This window comes from uncultured Lutibacter sp. (assembly GCF_947495725.1).
In the GTDB taxonomy this organism is placed as follows: Bacteria; Bacteroidota; Bacteroidia; order Flavobacteriales; family Flavobacteriaceae; genus Lutibacter.
In genome coordinates this window covers 439244-457073 of the sequence record NZ_CANLZZ010000003.1, presented here as the reverse complement: position 1 = coordinate 457073, position 17830 = coordinate 439244, and the positions used below count along the sequence as shown (strand labels likewise).

Below are 17830 nucleotides of genomic sequence, written 5' to 3'. Positions count from 1 at the left end.
AATATTTGTTGTTTAGTTTTTATTTATAATTTTTTATTTAGTTTTTATATCGAAGACTTTTCCTTTAAAACTCATATTTCTAGATACAAATGGAATTGCAATACCTTTAAGAAGCATATTCCAATATATCCATCTAAAAGCTAACTTCCCCCAATGGTTTAAAACACTTTCTTTTAATAGTTTTAATGGGCCAATTTTTGCAAATGGGAATTTACCATGAACTGGTTCGGTTACATAATTAAAATCAATTAATAACGCCTTGTTGTTTCCTGTTTCGATAAAACAATTAGCGTGACCATCAAATTCTTTTTTTAATGGATAGCCATCAATATAAAGTAGAATATTGTCGGTTAATGTTTCTGCTTCAAAATGCGCTACCGATCCCGCTTTGGACGCAGGAACATTTGTAGCATCTCCAATTACAAAAATATTCTCATGTGCTTTTGATTGAAGTGTATTTGGGTCTGTTGGAATAAAATTTAAGTCATCACCTAATCCTGATTTTTCAATTACTTCATCTCCCATATTTGTTGGAATTGTAACTAATAAATCAAAAGGAATTCTTTTATCTTCATAATCAACTATCTCCTTAGTTTCGTTATCAACATGTTCAATCGCAAAATCTGTTTCAATTTTAATATCTTTATCTTTTAACAAATAATTTAGTGCTGTAGTACATGTAGGTTTTGTAAAAGCACCAGAAAGTGGTGTGACATAGGTAATTTCAACCTTATCTCTCATTCCTTTTTTATGGAAATAAGAGTCTGCTAAAAATGCAAATTCTAAAGGTGCAACAGGACATTTAATAGGCATTTCTGTAATATGGACTACTAATTTACCACCTTCCCAATTGCGTAGTTTATTTCGTAAGGCTAACGATCCTTCAAAAGTGTAAAAATCAAAAATGTCTTTTTTCCAAAGTGGGCCAATTAACCCTTCAGTTTCTTCTGGAGCTATTTTAGATCCTGTTGCAATTATTAAGACATCGTAATTTAAAGTTTCATCTTCGAGTACTACTTTGTTTTCTTCTGGAATAATTCGTTCTATTTTTTTTTGAATATAATTTACAAACTTTGGAATAAATTTTTTACCAACTTTTTTCACTTGATTTTCTGTGTAAGTATCAAAAGGAAGAAATAAAAATCCTGGTTGATAATAGTGAGTTTTATATTGATCAACAATTGTTATATTCCATTCATTTGAATACAATTTTGGCCTTAAATGATTAGCCATCATTGTTCCTGATGTTCCTGCTCCTAATATTAATAAATTCTTCATTTATAAAGGTTTAGTTTTGCTTATTTGCAATTATTATTTAAATATTGCTTTTCTATATGTAGTAAAGTTACTTTAGTAACACAACATTAAATATGATAAAAATCATAACAATCTGTCACTTAGGTTACATAACAATTTTTTAAAAGTTTATAAATCAATGGTTTATTTTAGGTGCTTAATTCAAAAAAATATACCTATTTTTAGCACAAGAATATTAAGAAATTAAAATGTCTGTAGAACAACAAATAAACAGTTTAAGAGAAGAATTACGCCAACATAATTACAACTATTATGTATTAGATAATGCTACAATTTCAGATTATGAATTTGATTTGAAATTGAAAGAGTTAGAAAAATTAGAATTAGAAAATCCTCAATTTTTTGATATTAATTCTCCAACGCAACGTGTTGGTGGTGAAATAACAAAAAACTTTAAAACAGTTGTTCATAAAAACAGAATGTATTCTTTAGATAATTCGTATTCGAAAGAGGATTTGCTCGATTGGGAAAAGCGAATTCAAAAAATGTTGGGGGTTAATACAATTAGTTATACTTGCGAATTAAAATATGACGGAGCTTCAATAAACCTTTCGTATGAAAATGGAATATTAATTAGTGCAGTAACTCGTGGAGATGGTTTTCAAGGAGATGAGGTAACGGCAAATATTAAAACTATAAAATCTATTCCATTAATATTACAAGACAATAGTTTTGAAAATTTTGAAATTAGAGGTGAAATTATTTTACCCTTAGATGGTTTTAAAAAAATGAACGAAGAGCGCGTTGAAGCAGGTGAAGACCCTTACAGTAACCCTAGAAATACGGCAAGTGGAAGTTTAAAATTACAAGATAGTGCAGAAGTTGCAAAACGGCCCTTAGATTGTTTATTATATCATATTGTTGAGCCAAGCAACAAATTTAAAACCCATTTTAGAACACTTGAAGAGGCGCGTAAAATTGGATTTAAAATTCCACAAGCAATAGAAGTATGTCAATCTATTGATGAAGTTATTCAATTTATTGAAAAATGGGATGAGGAACGACATAATTTACCATATGAAACAGATGGTATTGTTGTGAAGGTAAATTCACTGGCATATCAAGATGAGTTAGGTTATACGGCAAAAGCTCCAAGATGGGCAATTGCTTATAAATTTAAAACCGAACAGCAAAGCACAATTTTAAACGAAATTACTTATCAAGTAGGGAGAACGGGTGCAATAACACCAGTGGCTAATCTAGAACCCGTAGAATTGGCAGGAACAATAGTTAAAAGAGCATCATTACATAACGCCGATCAAATAGAGAAATTGGATATTAGAATAGGAGATACGGTTTTTGTTGAAAAAGGAGGTGAAATTATCCCTAAAATTGTAGGAGTAGAAATTTCTAAAAGGCCAATTGATTCTCAACCAACTAAATACATTACAAACTGTCCAGATTGTAATACTTTGTTAGTTAGAAATGAAGGTGATGCAAAACATTATTGTCCAAATGAATATGGTTGTCCTACTCAAATTACAGGAAGAATCCAACATTATATTAGCAGAAAAGCAATGGATATTGAAGGCTTAGGAGCAGAAACAGTTGAATTGCTATTTAAAGAAGGTTTAATTGGTAATTATGCCGATTTATACGATTTAAAAGTTGAACAGGTTATTCCTTTGGAACGTATGGCCGAAAAATCAGCTGAGAATATGATTTTAGGAATTGAAAAATCAAAAGAAATTCCATTTGAAAAAGTATTATTTGCTTTAGGTATAAGATACGTTGGTGAAACTGTTGCAAAAAAATTGGCAAAACATTTTAAATCTATGGATAATTTAATGAATGCCTCTTTTGAAGATTTGATTGCGGTAGACGAAATTGGTGATAGAATAGCTAAAAGCGTAATTGATTTTGCCTCAAACCTTATTAATATTCAAATAATTGATCGTTTAAAATCTTATGGAGTTCAATTTGAGGTTTCAGAAGAATCGTTGGAAGGAAAATCAGAAAAATTACAAGGAAAAATATTTGTTGTATCAGGTGTTTTCACAATTTTTAACAGAAATGAACTCAAAAAATCAATAGAAGATAATGGGGGTAAAGTAGGAAGCTCAATTTCCAAAAAAACAAATTTTGTAATTGCTGGAGATAATATGGGACCTAGTAAATTTCAAAAAGCCGAAAGTTTGCAGATCCCAATTATATCTGAATCAGATTATTTAGAAATGTTACAATAAATTTATAAAGTTTACTTAATTACATATGATCTATAATAATTCTGTTACGTCTAATTTTTATTTTTCCTTCGTTTTCTAAAATTTTTAAAAGTCTAGAAACTACAACTCGAGAAGTGTTAATGTCGTTAGCAATTTCTTGGTGCGTAATATATAATGTATTGTCTTTCATTATTTTAACCTTGTCTGTTAAATATTTATGAAGTCTGTCATCTAATTTCATAAAAGCTAAACTATCAATAGATTCTACCATTTCTATCAATCTCATATGATAGCTATCAATAATAAAATGCCTCCAAGATTCGTATTTTACAAGCCATTCATCAATTTTATCAACAGGAATAAAAATACCTTCGGTTTCAATTTCTGTAACACCCCTAAACATACTTTTTGTCTTGTTAATACAGTTTATAAAGGAAATTGCACAAGTGTCTCCTTTTTCAAGAAAATAAAGAGCAATTTCATCACCATTTTTATCTTCTCTAATAATTTTTACTGCTCCAGAAGTAATTAAAGGAACATGTGTCATTTTATCACCAATGTCCAGTAAAATTTCACCGCTATCAATTGTTCTAAGAATTCCGTTGTCTATAATTTCCTCAATTAATTCAGGTTCAAATATTGAAGAATAGTAATCACTTAATTTATCTTTTAAAATTTCTTTATCATTAGTCATTTATTTTTCTTTTTATGAAATTCAATCAAATTTACGAAAAAATTACATAAAAAAACTCCTGATTTTACTCAGAAGTTTTTTCAATTAAAAAAAAGTCTTTTTTTAAAATTTAACTTGTAGCTGCATTAAAAGGGCATCATTATCTACGCTTAAACCCGTTTCAATTTTATTTTGATAATTAACTTGTAATCTTGTGTTTTTACTTACAAAATAATTAATTCCTAATGTCATCATTTCTTGATAACCAATTTTTTTAATATCTAAATCTTGATCGAAATATTCATACTTAAAAACTGGTTGTAATTTTTCATTTACGTCGTATGTTGCCATTACATATGCACCTTCTCTTTTTTCACCTAATTCTAAAGGAACTGATCCACATCCACCTTCTGCCGCTCTGTTATAGTCTCCTTCATCATAAATATATTCACCTTGAACTTTTAATGCATTATAACTAAGAACTACTTCAGCACCATAAGTTTTTCGGTCATTATCTTCATTGTTAGGATAAGCCATTCTAAAACTTCCACCAACAGTCATAAAATCAAATAATTTATATGTTGCTCTACCAATAACATCTTTTTTAGTATTGTTATCTTTTAAACCTAAACCGGTTCCATTCATTAAGGCAACTGAATAGCGGAATTTAGTTTTACTTGTTCCACCCAACATCATTAAACCTAAATCTCTTTGAGGAGCCACTATTTGGTCTGAAACAATTGCTCTGTCTATTGTTGAAAGAGAATGACAGGCAGTTGCAACTTCTAATCCAAAAGGTTGTTTAAACGAACCTACCGAAAATTTGGTCCATTCATGTTTATCATAGGTAACGAAAGCATCCATTAAATAAACATTTCCATCAGAAGCAATAAAATCACTTGTTTCAATCATTGCATAAAAAGAAAATGATCTATTTATTCTCCCACGAACCCCAAACCGTGCTCTTTTAAACTTAAAAGTGTTTTCGCCTGGATCTGTAAAATGCGAATCATATTCAGGTTGGATGTACCCAAAAAAAGTAGTGCTACTTGTTGAAGGAACTCCCGAGGTAGCTCCTGTTGGAACATCATCTTCGCATCCTTGCGCGAAGGTAGTATTAAATTGTAGAGCAAAAGCTATTGCGAATAGTATAACTAATTTAGTTCTCATATTTTAAATTTTAAAGCCCTAAAAAAAATTGTTTTAGAAATTAAAAACATCATTTATTAGTGAAAATTGAATATAAATTTTAGGGCCTGTTATTAAGTGTTTTATTTTATTAATGGTAAATCTTTTGCATTGCTATCTCCTCCCCATTGGTTACTTTTCCATGCGTTGTTTGTGTTAAATAAGCCATTCATTCCAAATGTTAAGCTATAGGCATCATAACCAAGTACATTTAAACAAGCTGTAACAACAGCTGAAGTTTGCCCTGTATAACAATAGGTAACAACTTTGGCTCCTGGAGTTGGATCTAATCCCTTGTAACTATTGTCTGCTAAAGTTAAAGGAAGTATTCTTTTTGCTCCGTTAATGTGACCAAATGCGGCATAATCTGCTTCAGAAAAATAATTGTTTATAAAGTAATTATTAGGATTGTTTAATACATCTGTTCCAGACGCAGTTTTAAATCCGGCTGCAACTGCTGCTTCAACGCGACTTTTAAAGATTGCTTCTCCTGAGGTTGATAAAGATGAAATTACAGGATCTCCAAATACATTGTTAGTAGGTGCTCCAGTATAAGTCCAGTTTGCATGACCATCTGCTTCATTGGCTCCAATTTTTCCATTCCAAGAGCCAGCAGTTTCATTACTCCATCCAGACATACCCCATTTTAATGCTTTGGTATGAGTAAATCCATACATACGCATTAAAGCAGTTGCATAGCAAGCTGTTTGTCCAGTATAACAAACAATTAAAGCTGGTTTAGATGCTGCAGCACCTTCAGATAAAATATTCTTAAAAGGAATATTTTTAGCTCCTTCTATGTGTCCTTTTGCAAAATCTGAGGCACTTCTAATATCTAAAATAGTATATTTTGCAATATAAGCAGGTACGTCAGCTGCTGTTGCAGGAGGTCCTACTACAAATTTTTCTCCATCTGTATTTGTTATAATTTTATTGATATCTAAATTATTGTTAATGGCGTAATCCTTCATTAAGGTAAATGCAGGAGTAGTGTCAACCATTGTGTCATCACCTTTATCACAAGAAGTGAAGAACATTGTCGGGACTAAAAATAGAGCGATTAATAGGTAAGATATTTTTTTCATGATTTGTTTGTTTGTTTGTTTGTTTAATAATATTTATTATTCTACTATTGGGAAGTTTTTTATTTCTTCTGCTGTCCAGGCATTCCATCCTTTTTCAACTAAAGTAGAATTCATATAACTGTTGGAGCCATAGGCTAAATTGTAAGTGTCATAACCTAATACATCAAGGTATGCCACAGCATAAGCCGCACTTAATCCAGTATTACAGTTTATTACAATTTTCTTGTCAGCTGGTAGTGTTAATAAGCTAGTTTGGGTATTTAAGCATTTGTTTGGTGTATAATGTACTGCACCTTTTATATGCCCTGTTTTATACAATTCTTCACTTGTATAATTAACAATAAAATAGTCCTGTGGAGTTTCAAAAGCAACAGCAGATTTTACAATTGATTCTTTATAAGGTTTTGAAAAGGCTTCTTTTATTCTGGCTTTTAAAATTTCTTTGGCGTCTGTTTTACCAGTATTTATTATAGGTGAATTTCCTGCAACAGGTTTTGAATTAACAGTTGTTTCTAATTGATCAGTAAATTCGTCTTTGGAATTTTTAACCCATATATTTGTTGCAAATTCTTGATCCCAAGAACTCATTCCCCATTTTAAACTATAAACATTATCGAAGCCATACATGCGAAGTAAACTTGCGTAATAAGCAGCAGATTGTCCAGAATAACAAACTATAGTTATTTTTTCAAAACTTGAAGGGTCTATTTCGGATTCAAAAAATTCTAAAAGCTTTGGACCTTCAACATTTTGCGATTTTTTAATATGGCCATATTCAAACCAATCAGAACTTCTAATATCTAATACAAGATACTTTTCATTTTTAAGATTTTCTTTAATTTCTTCTGGAGAAATTAAGGCAGGAGCTAATGTATTAATAAAGTTACCATTCGTTTCTAAATATTGAACTAACATTTCAAATTCAGAAGTAGAACTATTTGGTGGTCTATCGTTTTTTTTGAAGCTGCTAAACAAAGTGGTAGCAGCTAAAAATAATACTAAATAAAAGGTTGTTTTTTTCATTAGATATTTGTTTAAAATTAATTTGTTTATCACTTATAAATTTAATGACGAAAACGTTTTCGAGTTATGATTTTTATCATAAAACCCTAATATATATTTGTTCTTCTTTGGTACTTTAGTTACATATGTAAGTATATGTAAAACAGTGAGTTAATGCGTGTTTAATAAAGTTTTAAGAGTCAATTTTATAGATTGATTTCTAGGGTGGTTTAATAATCTTTAAAATAGTTGTTATGTAGATTTATTATTGTTTTTTTACATAAAAAAAACTGTTTTATTTCTAAAACAGTTTTTAATAATTTAAACTAACAACCACCTTCAATAGGCATTTTCTTTTTCTTCTTTATGGGAACAACTTTTTTAGTTATTGGAACTTTTTTTACAACTGGTTTTGGTTTTTCCTTCAAAATTTCATTTACCTTATTTATCGATGCCTGAATGAATTGATTTATATTTTCTCCTTTTTTTTCAATTTCGGCATTTGTAGTTACAAGTTTATCCTGATCTAACGAGCTCTCTATAGATAAAATTTGTATGTTATTATAACCGAGTTGTTGCAAAATCATAAGTGGTGCAATAACTTCAGTAGGATTATTACCATATAAAGCTACTTTTTTTCCATCATTTTTTAAAGCTTTAAAAACTTCTATATTTTTTTCAATTAAAATATCAGAAGCGTCTATGTTAATAGCGTTTTCTATATGTCCTTTTTCAAATTCGAATTGATTTCTAATATCAATAATAATAGTTTCGGAATTTAATTCATTTAATTTAACAGAACCATTAGAAATAGTTTGTTCTAATGCTAGTTGTGGATTAATTGCATACATATGTTTTGGTCTTTTATATGTTAAAAGTGCAATTATTACAACTAAAATAGAGATTACTGCTGCTATAGAAATTCGTTTTGTTTTTTCCAATTCTTTCATAATAAATAAGCTTTAATATTAACAGCCGCCTTCAATAGGCATTTTCTTTTTCTTCTTTTTAGGAACAACTACTTTTGGGGTTGTTGTTACTTTTTTAGCTACATATACCTTTTTAGGCTCAGGCTTTTTTATTTGATCTATATATTTAACACCAAAAAACATGCTTGCAGCTTTTCTAAATGAATATAGATCATATGCCGTTTTTGACATATTTTCAGTTGGTTGAGAGGGGTTTATTATAGTATTAAACCATTCGTTTATCCCTCCTTTTAACACGTGTAACCTTTTGTAGTTTAGCCTATTGCAAATAATCCATGCTTGATTTGCTCTAAAGCTATCATTAGAAAAAAGAATAACATCATATGCTTCTTGATTAAGATAGCCTTCAAAATCTTCATTTAATAAATTTTCTAGAGGAATATTAATAGAGTTAGGTAATGTATTTTCTTTATAACTTATTGCATCTCGTACATCAATTAATAATACCGAAGGGTCATTATTAATTATTCTATCAGCTAGTTCATCAGTAGAAATATATCTTTCTGGACTTATAGCATTGCTAAGTAATAATTCAGGAGCGATTCCTACATGTTTTTCAAACTTAGGAATTAGTACTAATCCACCAGCAAGTATAATTAATACAGCTGCCAAAAGCACGTATCTAAATTTTAAAGCTTTTACTAATTTTCTATTTACCATTTTAATTGTTTTTTAATTAATAAAATACTTTTTTAACTCGTTTTCTAATCAAATCTGTTAAGATGAAAGCAAGTATAGCAGCTATTGTTAGTATAAAAATAAACCAATATGGGTTTAAGTCAAAGTAATCCACAACTGTTATGTTACCTAAAAATGATCCTTCATATAAAGGTTGAAATAATGAATATAATTCTGCGAAAATGAAAACACCAATCATAATTCCTCCTATATAAACCATTGCATCAATTTTACCTATAGCAGCTGAAGTAACGGCAGTTCCAGGGCAAAATCCTGCAGCAACAAATCCAACTCCCATTATTGCTCCTCCAATTATTCCTCCCCATAGGTAAGTAGGGTGTACATATAATTGGCCAACACTTATAAAGCCTAAATAATCCATATAATACAAACCAATTGCGGCAACAACGGCCGCTGTAAAAAATACTTTTAAAACGGCAAAGTCGTAGCCGTAAAATACTCCCGCCAGTTTTCTAGATGAAGAAAAACCTGACGATTCTAATACAAAACCGAACGCTAAACCAATAATAATAGCAAGCACGTTATCCCATTCATACGGTATTGTATTTATTAAAGTTAATAATCCCATAATTTTTTATTTTATCAATTATTTTAATAATTAAATCCAGTTTTTTCTAAAGAAATAAGCAACTAAAAAACCGGTTCCAAAAATGGCAAACGTGGTTATAAATCCACCTACCGAAAGTATTGACATACCGCTTAAAGCTGCCCCACTTGTACATCCTCTGCCAATTTGAGCTCCGATTCCAAAAAGAATTCCACCACCTAAGGCAAAATATAATCTTCTTCTTTTTGTAATTTTTGGTGAATGTTGAACTCTCCATCCAATTCTTCCGGATAATCCACCCGAAATCATTCCTCCAATTAACATTCCTATAACTTCAAATACTAACCAAGTATTCAAAGGTGATTTATCTTCACTAATAAATTTGCTATAATAACCATTGGCCTCTGCATGAGTGGGTGCAACAGTTTCAACTACAGCAACAACACCGCTTTTCATAGCTCCACTTGCTCCAAGACCTCTACCTGTTGTATAAAAGGTGAAAATTATTATCAATCCTAAAAGGAAACCACCAAAATATGGGTTCCAATATATATGTCTGTTGTGTTCTTTATTTTTCATACTACTATTTTTAATATAGATAACGTGTTATTTGTCCGGCCTCTACCATTACAAATCGGAAGATTAAACCTCCTAATAAAATTAATAAAGCTGGTACAGCAACTGGTATTTTAAAACCTCTTAATTCTAAAAACTCCATAATGGCAGGAACTAATAAGCCTAAAATCACAACAAATCCAAAAAACATCATTGTAAATTCTCCGTTAACCAAAAGTTGCATTGCTTCTAATTGAACTTCAGATCCAGCATACATACCCATAAGCATATGTATAATTAATCCTAATTCTAATATTATTAATCCCAAATCAATTTTACTAAACAAATGTCTTTCTTTAGCTGTATTTGCTAGTAAGATAATAGTTGCAGCTCCGGTTGATAAACCAGAAGTTAAAAATAAGGGTCCTAAAATGGCATTATTCCATAGAGGTCTAGCGTTAAAAGCAGATAGTAAAATTCCTGTATACACTCCTAAAACAATAGAAAGAGGCAATAATATATAAGCCATATTCATTCTATTTTTTTGAAGAAATGTTTCAAGAGTATTTAAAAACTCAAACTTTAATTTAAATTTTGGGAATAATTCAGTGTAATAACTTAAAACCCATAAAAAAGATATTGGAGTAATAATTAATAAAACCCAAGCTCCCCAACTCATTGGAGATTCCATTCGTACAGTAGTATACAATCTCCAAAAGTAAATTTTATGTGTTAAATCATAAAATAATGCTAATAAACCTAGTGTTAAAGCAATTGGTGATACTATTGAAGCGAATTTTACCGCCGTAGGATATTCTTTATCCTTTTTTAAAACTGTAATTAAAGCCGCAAAAAACAATAACCCCGCAGCTAAACCTCCTAAAAATAAATATACTGATATTGGCCAATGCCATATTTCTAGCGAAGGATCTATATTTGGAATATTTCTTCCACTTGTAAATAATTCTTCTTGCATAATAATATTTTTATATTAAATAATAAACTTTAGGTTTTGTTCCGGCTTCTGGAGCCAAAGTTTTATGTTTCCTGTTTTTTAACAATCGCGAAACTTCACTATTAGGATTGTCTAAATCTCCAAAATACATGCATTTTGTTGGGCAAACTGAAACACAAGAAGGAAGTTGACCTTTTTCCAATCTGTGATGACAAAATGTACATTTGTCTACATATCCATCTGGATGTTGAAAACGGGCATCGTAAGGACAAGATTCTATACAAGCACCACAACCAATACATTCATCACCAGTAACCAACACAATACCATTATCTAATTGGTGACTAGCGCCAGTTGGACAACAACGCACACAAGGTGCATTTTCACAGTGATTACAACGTTCTGATTTTAATTCCAATTCAATTGTAGGATATGCACCATTAACCGTTTCGGTAATCCAATCTCTACAATATCCAATAGGTACATTATTTTCTGTTTGACAAGCAACTACACAGTCGCTACAACCAACACATTTTAAAGTGTCTATAACCATTGCATATCTCATATCTCTACAGTTTTATAAGGGTTTTCAGTTAAAATTTCAACAAAATTTCCTCGCATTCCAGTTCCACCCATTATTGGATCGATCATTGTTTTAGAAACCATTTGAGTATCGTTAATACCTTTTCCAAATGCACGACTTAACTTTTTATTATCGTGTCCAAATCCGTGAACCATGTATACAGAATCCCATCTAACTCTTTCGGTAACTCTTACTTTTATGGAAAATGAGGAAATAATTTCGTCTTGGTTACGTAACCATACTTTTTGACCAGTTTTTAATCCAATAATACGAGCAACTTTTGGGTTTACCCATAAATCGTTTTCACTTTTTAGATCGTTTAAGTTTGGATTATTTGCAGTTCTACTAAAGGTATGCATTGGAGCACGACCATAATTTAATCTATAAAACCCTTGAGGAGCTTCTGGGTGTTTTGTGTAATTAGGTAAAGGATCAAATCCTAAATTTTTTAGTTCTTTTGAGTACAATTCTACTTTTCCACTTGCTGTAGGAAATTCGTATTTTTTATCTTCCTCTATATATAATGGTCCAGATTTTCTTGGGAAATGTTTTACTCCAATTTTATTCATTTCTTCTAAAGAAGTTCCCATTTGTTTTAGTTGCCATTCAATTACTTCTTCATAATCATTATAATTGAAAAATTCACCTAATCCTAATCGTTCACCAATTTGTTTTGCAACCCACCAGCCTGGTTTAGAATCGTATTTAGGTTTTACAGCAGGAACACGAACTGCAATAGATGGTTCTCTGTTTGTTGCTGATCTAATACCATCGTATCGTTCTAAATATGTACATTCAGGTAAAACAACATCGGCGTAACCTGTAACATCCATTGGCATAGTATCCATAACTACCATAAATTCTAATTCATCCATCGCTTTTTCAAGTAATGCTTTTTCAGGAATAGATTTAGTAATATTTGTTCCGGCAACCATCATTGCTTTTACAGGATATTTATTGTCTGCGCTAGGAATAGCAGCTCTTATAACTTCAGTTGTAATTCCCATTTGCGCCATAGGATATTTTTCTCCAATATCTCTCCAATCCCATTTTGGATGAGGATATTTTGGATGAGGATATTTAGGAACACTTATACTTTCTTTAAGGTAGAAACCGCCTCTGCGTCCCCAAGAACCTAATATACCATTTAAAATTGCCATGGCTCTTGCACGTTGTGTGTCATCTCCATACCAAGAAACGTGACGACCAGGGTGTATAATAACTGCAGGAGCTGCGTTTGCCATTTCACGTGCAGTTTTTCTAATAACTTCTGGTTTTATTGTAGTGATACCATATGCCCATTCTGGAGTGAAATTTAGAACGTGATCTTTTAATTCGTTAAATCCAGTGGTATATTTTTCTACGTATTCTTTATCGTAAATGCCTTCTTCAATAATTACATTTATCCAAGCCAACATTAAAGCAATATCGGTTGCAGGTTTAATAGCTAACCAATGTTTTGATTTACTTGCGGCAGTTGAAAAACGTGGGTCAACTGTAATTATAGTTGCTCCATTATCAATTGCATCGGACATTTCTTGAACTTGTGAGTTGTGCATGTTTTCACCAATATGTGAACCTATAAGCACTAAGCATTTAGTATCTCTAATGTCTGTTGGTTCAGGTGATCCTACCCAAGATCCATATGTTAATGCAAAACCGGCCTCTCTTGCTCCTCTACATTGTGCATAGGCAGGTTCGGCAATAGTATCTGATCCATATGCTTTAAATAAGTGTTCCAAGTGTTTTCCAGGAGAACCATGTTTAAGTAAAGCAAAAGATTCTGCACCATATTTTTCTTTAATGCCTTTAAATTTTGAAGCAATTAAATCTAATGCTTCTTCCCAACTTGCTTCTTTAAAAGTTTCTTCACCATTAATAGTTGTTCTAATTAAAGGAGTTTTTAAACGATCTTCGTCCGTGTACATTCCAACACCACCTGTTCCACGAGGACAAAGTCGTCCATAACAATGAGGGTCAGTTTCGTTACCGATTATTTTTTGGATATTTCCTTCGTTGTCACTATAAGTCCATCCGGCACATTTCCAAAAACAAACTTCGCAATAGGTAGGTGTTCTTTTTAATTTTTTTGTAATATTTTCTTTTACCATTTCGTTTAAATACGAATTGGAACCGAACATATTAAAAGCTGATGTTGTAGCTGCAACACCACCTAAACCCAATGCAGAAATTTTTATAAATTTTCTTCTTGAAGTAGTCATAAGATTATTTGTTTGTTTCAATGGTAAAGATATTTAGAGGATGAATTTTAGAGTATGACAAAAGTCATAAAAGCCAAATCCAGATAGTAACATTGGTTACATAGTTTGTTGAGAATCAATATTATAAATGTAACAAAAGTAGCTTATTATGTAAGAGTAATTGAGAGTCAAGTATTTACATTTTGAATTTAAATAAAATAGAAATCTTAATTTGTTGTAAATTTGTAACAAGCGTTATTTATGATAAAAAGAAAATCTAAATATTGGTTATTAATTACAATTTTTATTGCTGTTGCCATTGTATTTTTTATTAAGGAAAAAAATAAAACGGATTCGTTTTTTTTAAAGGATGAAAACTACACTAAAATAGAGCCGAATTCTAAAGAATCGTGTTTAGATTGTCATAGTAATACAAAAGGTTATTCAAATTATCATAATCCTGATTTAATTGGTTGTGCAAGTTGTCATTTAGGAAATACTTCTTCATTTAATAAAGAAGAATCGCATAAAGGAATGGTGTTAATTCCGGGGAATTTAGTAGATGCAAAACAAACATGTGGAAAATGTCATCCCAATGAACTGCATAAAATTGAAAATTCTTTAATGACCACTAATAGTGGACTGGTTGCGGTAGATAAATTTATTTTTGGCGAGGCAGAATCACCAAATAATCAATACCATATTAAGCTAATTGAAAATTCAGCAGCAGATAAACATTTAAGAGATTTATGTGCAAATTGTCATTTAGGAGCTGAGAAAAAGGATTTTGGACCTATTACTCAATTGAGTAGAGGTGGAGGTTGTAATGCTTGTCATTTAAATTATTCTGAAAATGCTAAAAACGATTTAAACACCTATTTAACTTCAAATAAAAAAGAACTTCCAAAAACTCACCCTTCTACTGATATTTTTGTAAAAAACGAGCATTGTTTTGGTTGTCATAGTCGCTCTAGTCGAATTTCAACAAATTATGAAGGATTTCAAGAAACTATGTTAGATGAGGATGAAGTTAAAAATAAAGATGGCTATAGAGTTTTAGAGGATAAAAGAGTATATAAATTTATAGAAGAAGATGTACATCACACTAAGGGTATGTTATGTATTGATTGTCATTCTTCACATGAAGTTATGGGGGATGGAATTAAATACACGCACGAAGAACAAGCTGTAAAAATACAATGTTCTGATTGTCATTTTAAGGATAAGCCAAATACCATTTCATACGATTCTTTGGATACAGAAAGTTTACTTGTATTCTTACATAGAAATTATAAACATAATGATAAACAAATTATTGCAGTTAAAAAAGGAGGTCATCCTTTGGTTAATACTTATATAGATTCAATAGGAAATGCTTATTTAATTGGTAAAAAAGACAGTAAAATTCACCCTTTAAAACCACAATCTGAAGTATGTTCGAGGGATAATGTTCATAAAAATGTAAGTTGTTCATCCTGTCATTCTTCTTGGACTTCGCGTTGTATTGGTTGCCATAATGAATTTGATAAAGATGAACCTAGGGCGTTTGATTTGTTAGATAGAAAATATGGAAAAGGACAATGGAAAGAATATGTTGCAGAATTTTCTTCATCTCTACCTGCAATGGGAGTTAGAGAGAATTCAGAAGGAAAACATATTGAACCTGCGGTTCCTGGAATGATTTTAACAATAGATAAAGGAAGTTATGCTGGAAAAGAAATAGGAAAAGAGGTTTCATTTCATAGATTGTATGCTCCAAATTCACCCCATACTACTATTTCAAAAACAAGAGATTGTAAAAGTTGTCATTCAAATTCGGCAACATTAGGATACGGAAAAGGTGTTTTATTTTATGAAATAAAAAATAATAAAGGAACTTGGAAGTTTGTACCTGAATATGCAAATAATGAAAATGATGGTTTACCTGAAGATGCTTGGATTCCGTTTTTAGGAAAAACACCAAAAGGAGTTATTAATTCTACAAGAACAGATTTTAGACCCTTTTCTATAAAAGAACAACAGCAGTTATTAATTGTTGGATCGTGTTTAGAATGTCATAAAGACAATTCTAAAATTATGAATGAAAGTTTAATTAAGGGGTTTAATTATGTTTTAGCAAAAAAAACGAAAGCATGTATTTTGCCTAACTGGAATTAAAATTTTATCAATTTTCCAATGATAGGAATATTATTTTTCTCGTTCCAAAGTACTATTCCACTTAAAAATAAGACAATTAAAGCCATATAAAATAATAAACCATTATCGTTATTAATTTCAATTCCAAGTATTGTTAAATGCATTAAAACGGCTCCAAAAATAATTCCGAAGGTTAGCAATGCTCCGGCCCAAATTGTTTTAGGTATTAAAATTAAAAATGCAGAAATTAATTCTAAAATACCAATTCCTATTCTACCAAAAGGCTCTAAACCTACTTTTGAAAAAATGTAAATACTATCTGGATGAGCTGTGAATTTAAACCGTAAAGTTTGAATTAATATAAGAGCAATTATTATCCTAATCAAAAAAATAATTTTGGTATACATTGTCTAAAGTTTTTTGTTTAGACGTGTTTTTTTTTTAAGAATTACAGTGTTATTGTGATTTGACTTTTAGAAAATTATAAAATAGTATAATTATTTCTGTTTTTATTTGATACAAAATAATTTCTTAGATTTGATTTTAAATCCTTAAAAACTACAATTATGGCAATTGGAATAATGTATGCCTTTTTATCGGCTTTGTTATTAGGTTTATATGCGCTACCTTCTAAATATGCAAAGAATTATGCTTGGGAAAACACTTGGAGAGGTTTTTTCTTTTTTGGAATGATTGTTATTCCGTTGATAACAACTTTTTTAATGGTTGATGATTTGTGGGGAATATATAGAAATATTCCATCGTGGGTATTTTTTGCCATGTTTGGATTAAGTTTTTGTTGGGGAATTGGAAATATGCTTTGGGGATTTAGCATTTCCTCCATTGGAATGTCACTAGCATTTAGTTTGTTTTTAGGGGTAATTACTTCAATTGATACTGTATTGCCTTTAATTCTCGTTCCAGAAGGTAGCGAAAGTGTAATTGGTACCGATGTTGGAAATGTAATGTTGCTTGGAATTTTTGTTATTGTTTCAGGTATTGCACTTAATGGATATGCGGGTATTTTAAGAGATAAAAGTAAAAATTTGGGAGGTGGAATTAAGAATGATCCAAAAGTTATGAAAAAAGGAATCTTGTTATGTGTTTTAGGTGCTATTTGTGCGGCAGGATTTAATTTGTCTTATCACGTTGGAAATAATTTAGGGAAAATAGGAGATGTTGCAGAATTGCAATATGGTAACGAACCTTGGATTGCCCGTTTGGCTGTATTACTTCCTATTTTTATGGGGGCTGCTTTATCAACTATGACCTATTTTATTTATACAATTACAAAAAGAAAAACTTGGGGAAATTACACAGGAAAAGGGGCGTTTTTTGGACTTTTATTAATATTAGCAATGGCCGTTTTCCATGATGCAGCTTTAGTAATATATGGACTTGGAGCATATAAATTAGGAGAGCTAGGAACATCAGTGGGTTTTGCAATTTTAGAAACCGGAGCTATTATGATAGCAAACATTAATGGAATTTTAACTAAGGAATGGAAAGGAGCATCTAAAAAAAGTGTTACATTCTTGGCAGTTAGCTTATCCGTATTAATTATTGGAGTTTTAATTATCGCTGAAGGAAATTATATGAAAATAGAAAAAGATGCCGCAAAAGTTGCTGAAATTGTTCAAGTGGTAAAAGTTGATTAATTTTTGTTACATAATAAGAATTGTTTTTGTTAATAAGAATTAGTTGACCTAAATTAAGGTATGGATGTTCAATTATT

General features: G+C 30.7%; 16 protein-coding genes. 3 read left to right on the top strand and 13 right to left on the bottom strand.

Annotation, left to right across the window (positions count from 1 at the left end):
- Positions 1-33: 33 nt before the first annotated feature.
- A complete protein-coding gene (locus Q0776_RS08995) occupies positions 34-1278 on the bottom strand; it encodes an FAD/NAD(P)-binding oxidoreductase (RefSeq protein ID WP_298367257.1) in 1245 nt (414 codons plus the stop codon).
- 227 nt (positions 1279-1505) lie between these two features.
- Here Q0776_RS08995 and ligA point away from each other — a divergent pair, with 227 nt between their 5' ends.
- Positions 1506-3503 carry an NAD-dependent DNA ligase LigA gene (gene ligA, locus Q0776_RS08990; RefSeq protein WP_298367255.1) on the top strand — a complete coding sequence of 666 codons (1998 nt, stop codon included), beginning with the start codon at positions 1506-1508 and terminating at the stop codon, positions 3501-3503.
- A gap of 19 nt (positions 3504-3522) precedes the next feature.
- Here ligA and Q0776_RS08985 read toward each other — a convergent pair whose 3' ends face one another.
- The 11 genes from Q0776_RS08985 to Q0776_RS08935 form a co-directional block, all read right to left on the bottom strand.
- Positions 3523-4176 carry a Crp/Fnr family transcriptional regulator gene (locus tag Q0776_RS08985; protein ID WP_298367252.1) on the bottom strand — a complete coding sequence of 218 codons (654 nt, stop codon included), beginning with the start codon at positions 4174-4176 and terminating at the stop codon, positions 3523-3525.
- 102 nt (positions 4177-4278) lie between these two features.
- Positions 4279-5325 carry a porin gene (locus Q0776_RS08980; protein ID WP_298367250.1) on the bottom strand — a complete coding sequence of 349 codons (1047 nt, stop codon included), beginning with the start codon at positions 5323-5325 and terminating at the stop codon, positions 4279-4281.
- 101 nt (positions 5326-5426) lie between these two features.
- On the bottom strand, positions 5427-6428 hold the full coding sequence (locus tag Q0776_RS08975) for a rhodanese-like domain-containing protein (RefSeq protein WP_298367248.1): 1002 nt from the start codon (positions 6426-6428) through the stop codon (positions 5427-5429).
- A gap of 36 nt (positions 6429-6464) precedes the next feature.
- Positions 6465-7451, bottom strand: coding sequence for a rhodanese-like domain-containing protein (locus tag Q0776_RS08970; RefSeq protein ID WP_298367246.1), 987 nt, complete (start codon positions 7449-7451; stop codon positions 6465-6467).
- A gap of 305 nt (positions 7452-7756) precedes the next feature.
- Positions 7757-8380: a rhodanese-like domain-containing protein gene (locus tag Q0776_RS08965; protein WP_298367244.1), complete on the bottom strand. Its 624-nt coding sequence runs from the start codon at positions 8378-8380 to the stop codon at positions 7757-7759.
- A gap of 18 nt (positions 8381-8398) precedes the next feature.
- A complete protein-coding gene (locus tag Q0776_RS08960) occupies positions 8399-9079 on the bottom strand; it encodes a rhodanese-like domain-containing protein (RefSeq protein ID WP_298367241.1) in 681 nt (226 codons plus the stop codon).
- 16 nt (positions 9080-9095) lie between these two features.
- Complete coding sequence (locus tag Q0776_RS08955) at positions 9096-9686, bottom strand: YeeE/YedE thiosulfate transporter family protein (protein WP_298367238.1); 591 nt, start codon at positions 9684-9686, stop codon at positions 9096-9098.
- A gap of 30 nt (positions 9687-9716) precedes the next feature.
- Entirely contained in the window at positions 9717-10244 is a 528-nt protein-coding gene (locus tag Q0776_RS08950; protein WP_298367235.1) for a YeeE/YedE thiosulfate transporter family protein, read from the bottom strand.
- 10 nt (positions 10245-10254) lie between these two features.
- On the bottom strand, positions 10255-11196 hold the full coding sequence (gene nrfD, locus Q0776_RS08945) for an NrfD/PsrC family molybdoenzyme membrane anchor subunit (protein ID WP_298367232.1): 942 nt from the start codon (positions 11194-11196) through the stop codon (positions 10255-10257).
- A 10-nt stretch (positions 11197-11206) separates the two neighbouring features.
- The gene (locus Q0776_RS08940) at positions 11207-11740 is read right to left on the bottom strand and encodes a 4Fe-4S dicluster domain-containing protein (RefSeq protein WP_298367230.1); all 534 of its coding nucleotides are present in this window, start codon (positions 11738-11740) and stop codon (positions 11207-11209) included.
- A complete protein-coding gene (locus tag Q0776_RS08935) occupies positions 11737-13980 on the bottom strand; it encodes a molybdopterin-dependent oxidoreductase (RefSeq protein WP_298367228.1) in 2244 nt (747 codons plus the stop codon). The genes Q0776_RS08940 and Q0776_RS08935 overlap by 4 nt, the downstream gene beginning before the upstream one ends.
- A 240-nt stretch (positions 13981-14220) precedes the next feature.
- Here Q0776_RS08935 and Q0776_RS08930 point away from each other — a divergent pair, with 240 nt between their 5' ends.
- The gene (locus tag Q0776_RS08930; RefSeq protein ID WP_298367224.1) at positions 14221-16116 is read left to right on the top strand and encodes a hypothetical protein; all 1896 of its coding nucleotides are present in this window, start codon (positions 14221-14223) and stop codon (positions 16114-16116) included.
- Here Q0776_RS08930 and Q0776_RS08925 read toward each other — a convergent pair.
- A complete protein-coding gene (locus tag Q0776_RS08925) occupies positions 16113-16481 on the bottom strand; it encodes a DoxX family protein (protein WP_298367223.1) in 369 nt (122 codons plus the stop codon). The two genes, Q0776_RS08930 and Q0776_RS08925, sit on opposite strands and share 4 nt — an antisense overlap.
- A 180-nt stretch (positions 16482-16661) precedes the next feature.
- Here Q0776_RS08925 and Q0776_RS08920 point away from each other — a divergent pair, with 180 nt between their 5' ends.
- Positions 16662-17753: an L-rhamnose/proton symporter RhaT gene (locus tag Q0776_RS08920; protein ID WP_298367222.1), complete on the top strand. Its 1092-nt coding sequence runs from the start codon at positions 16662-16664 to the stop codon at positions 17751-17753.
- The last annotated feature ends 77 nt before the right edge of the window (positions 17754-17830 follow it).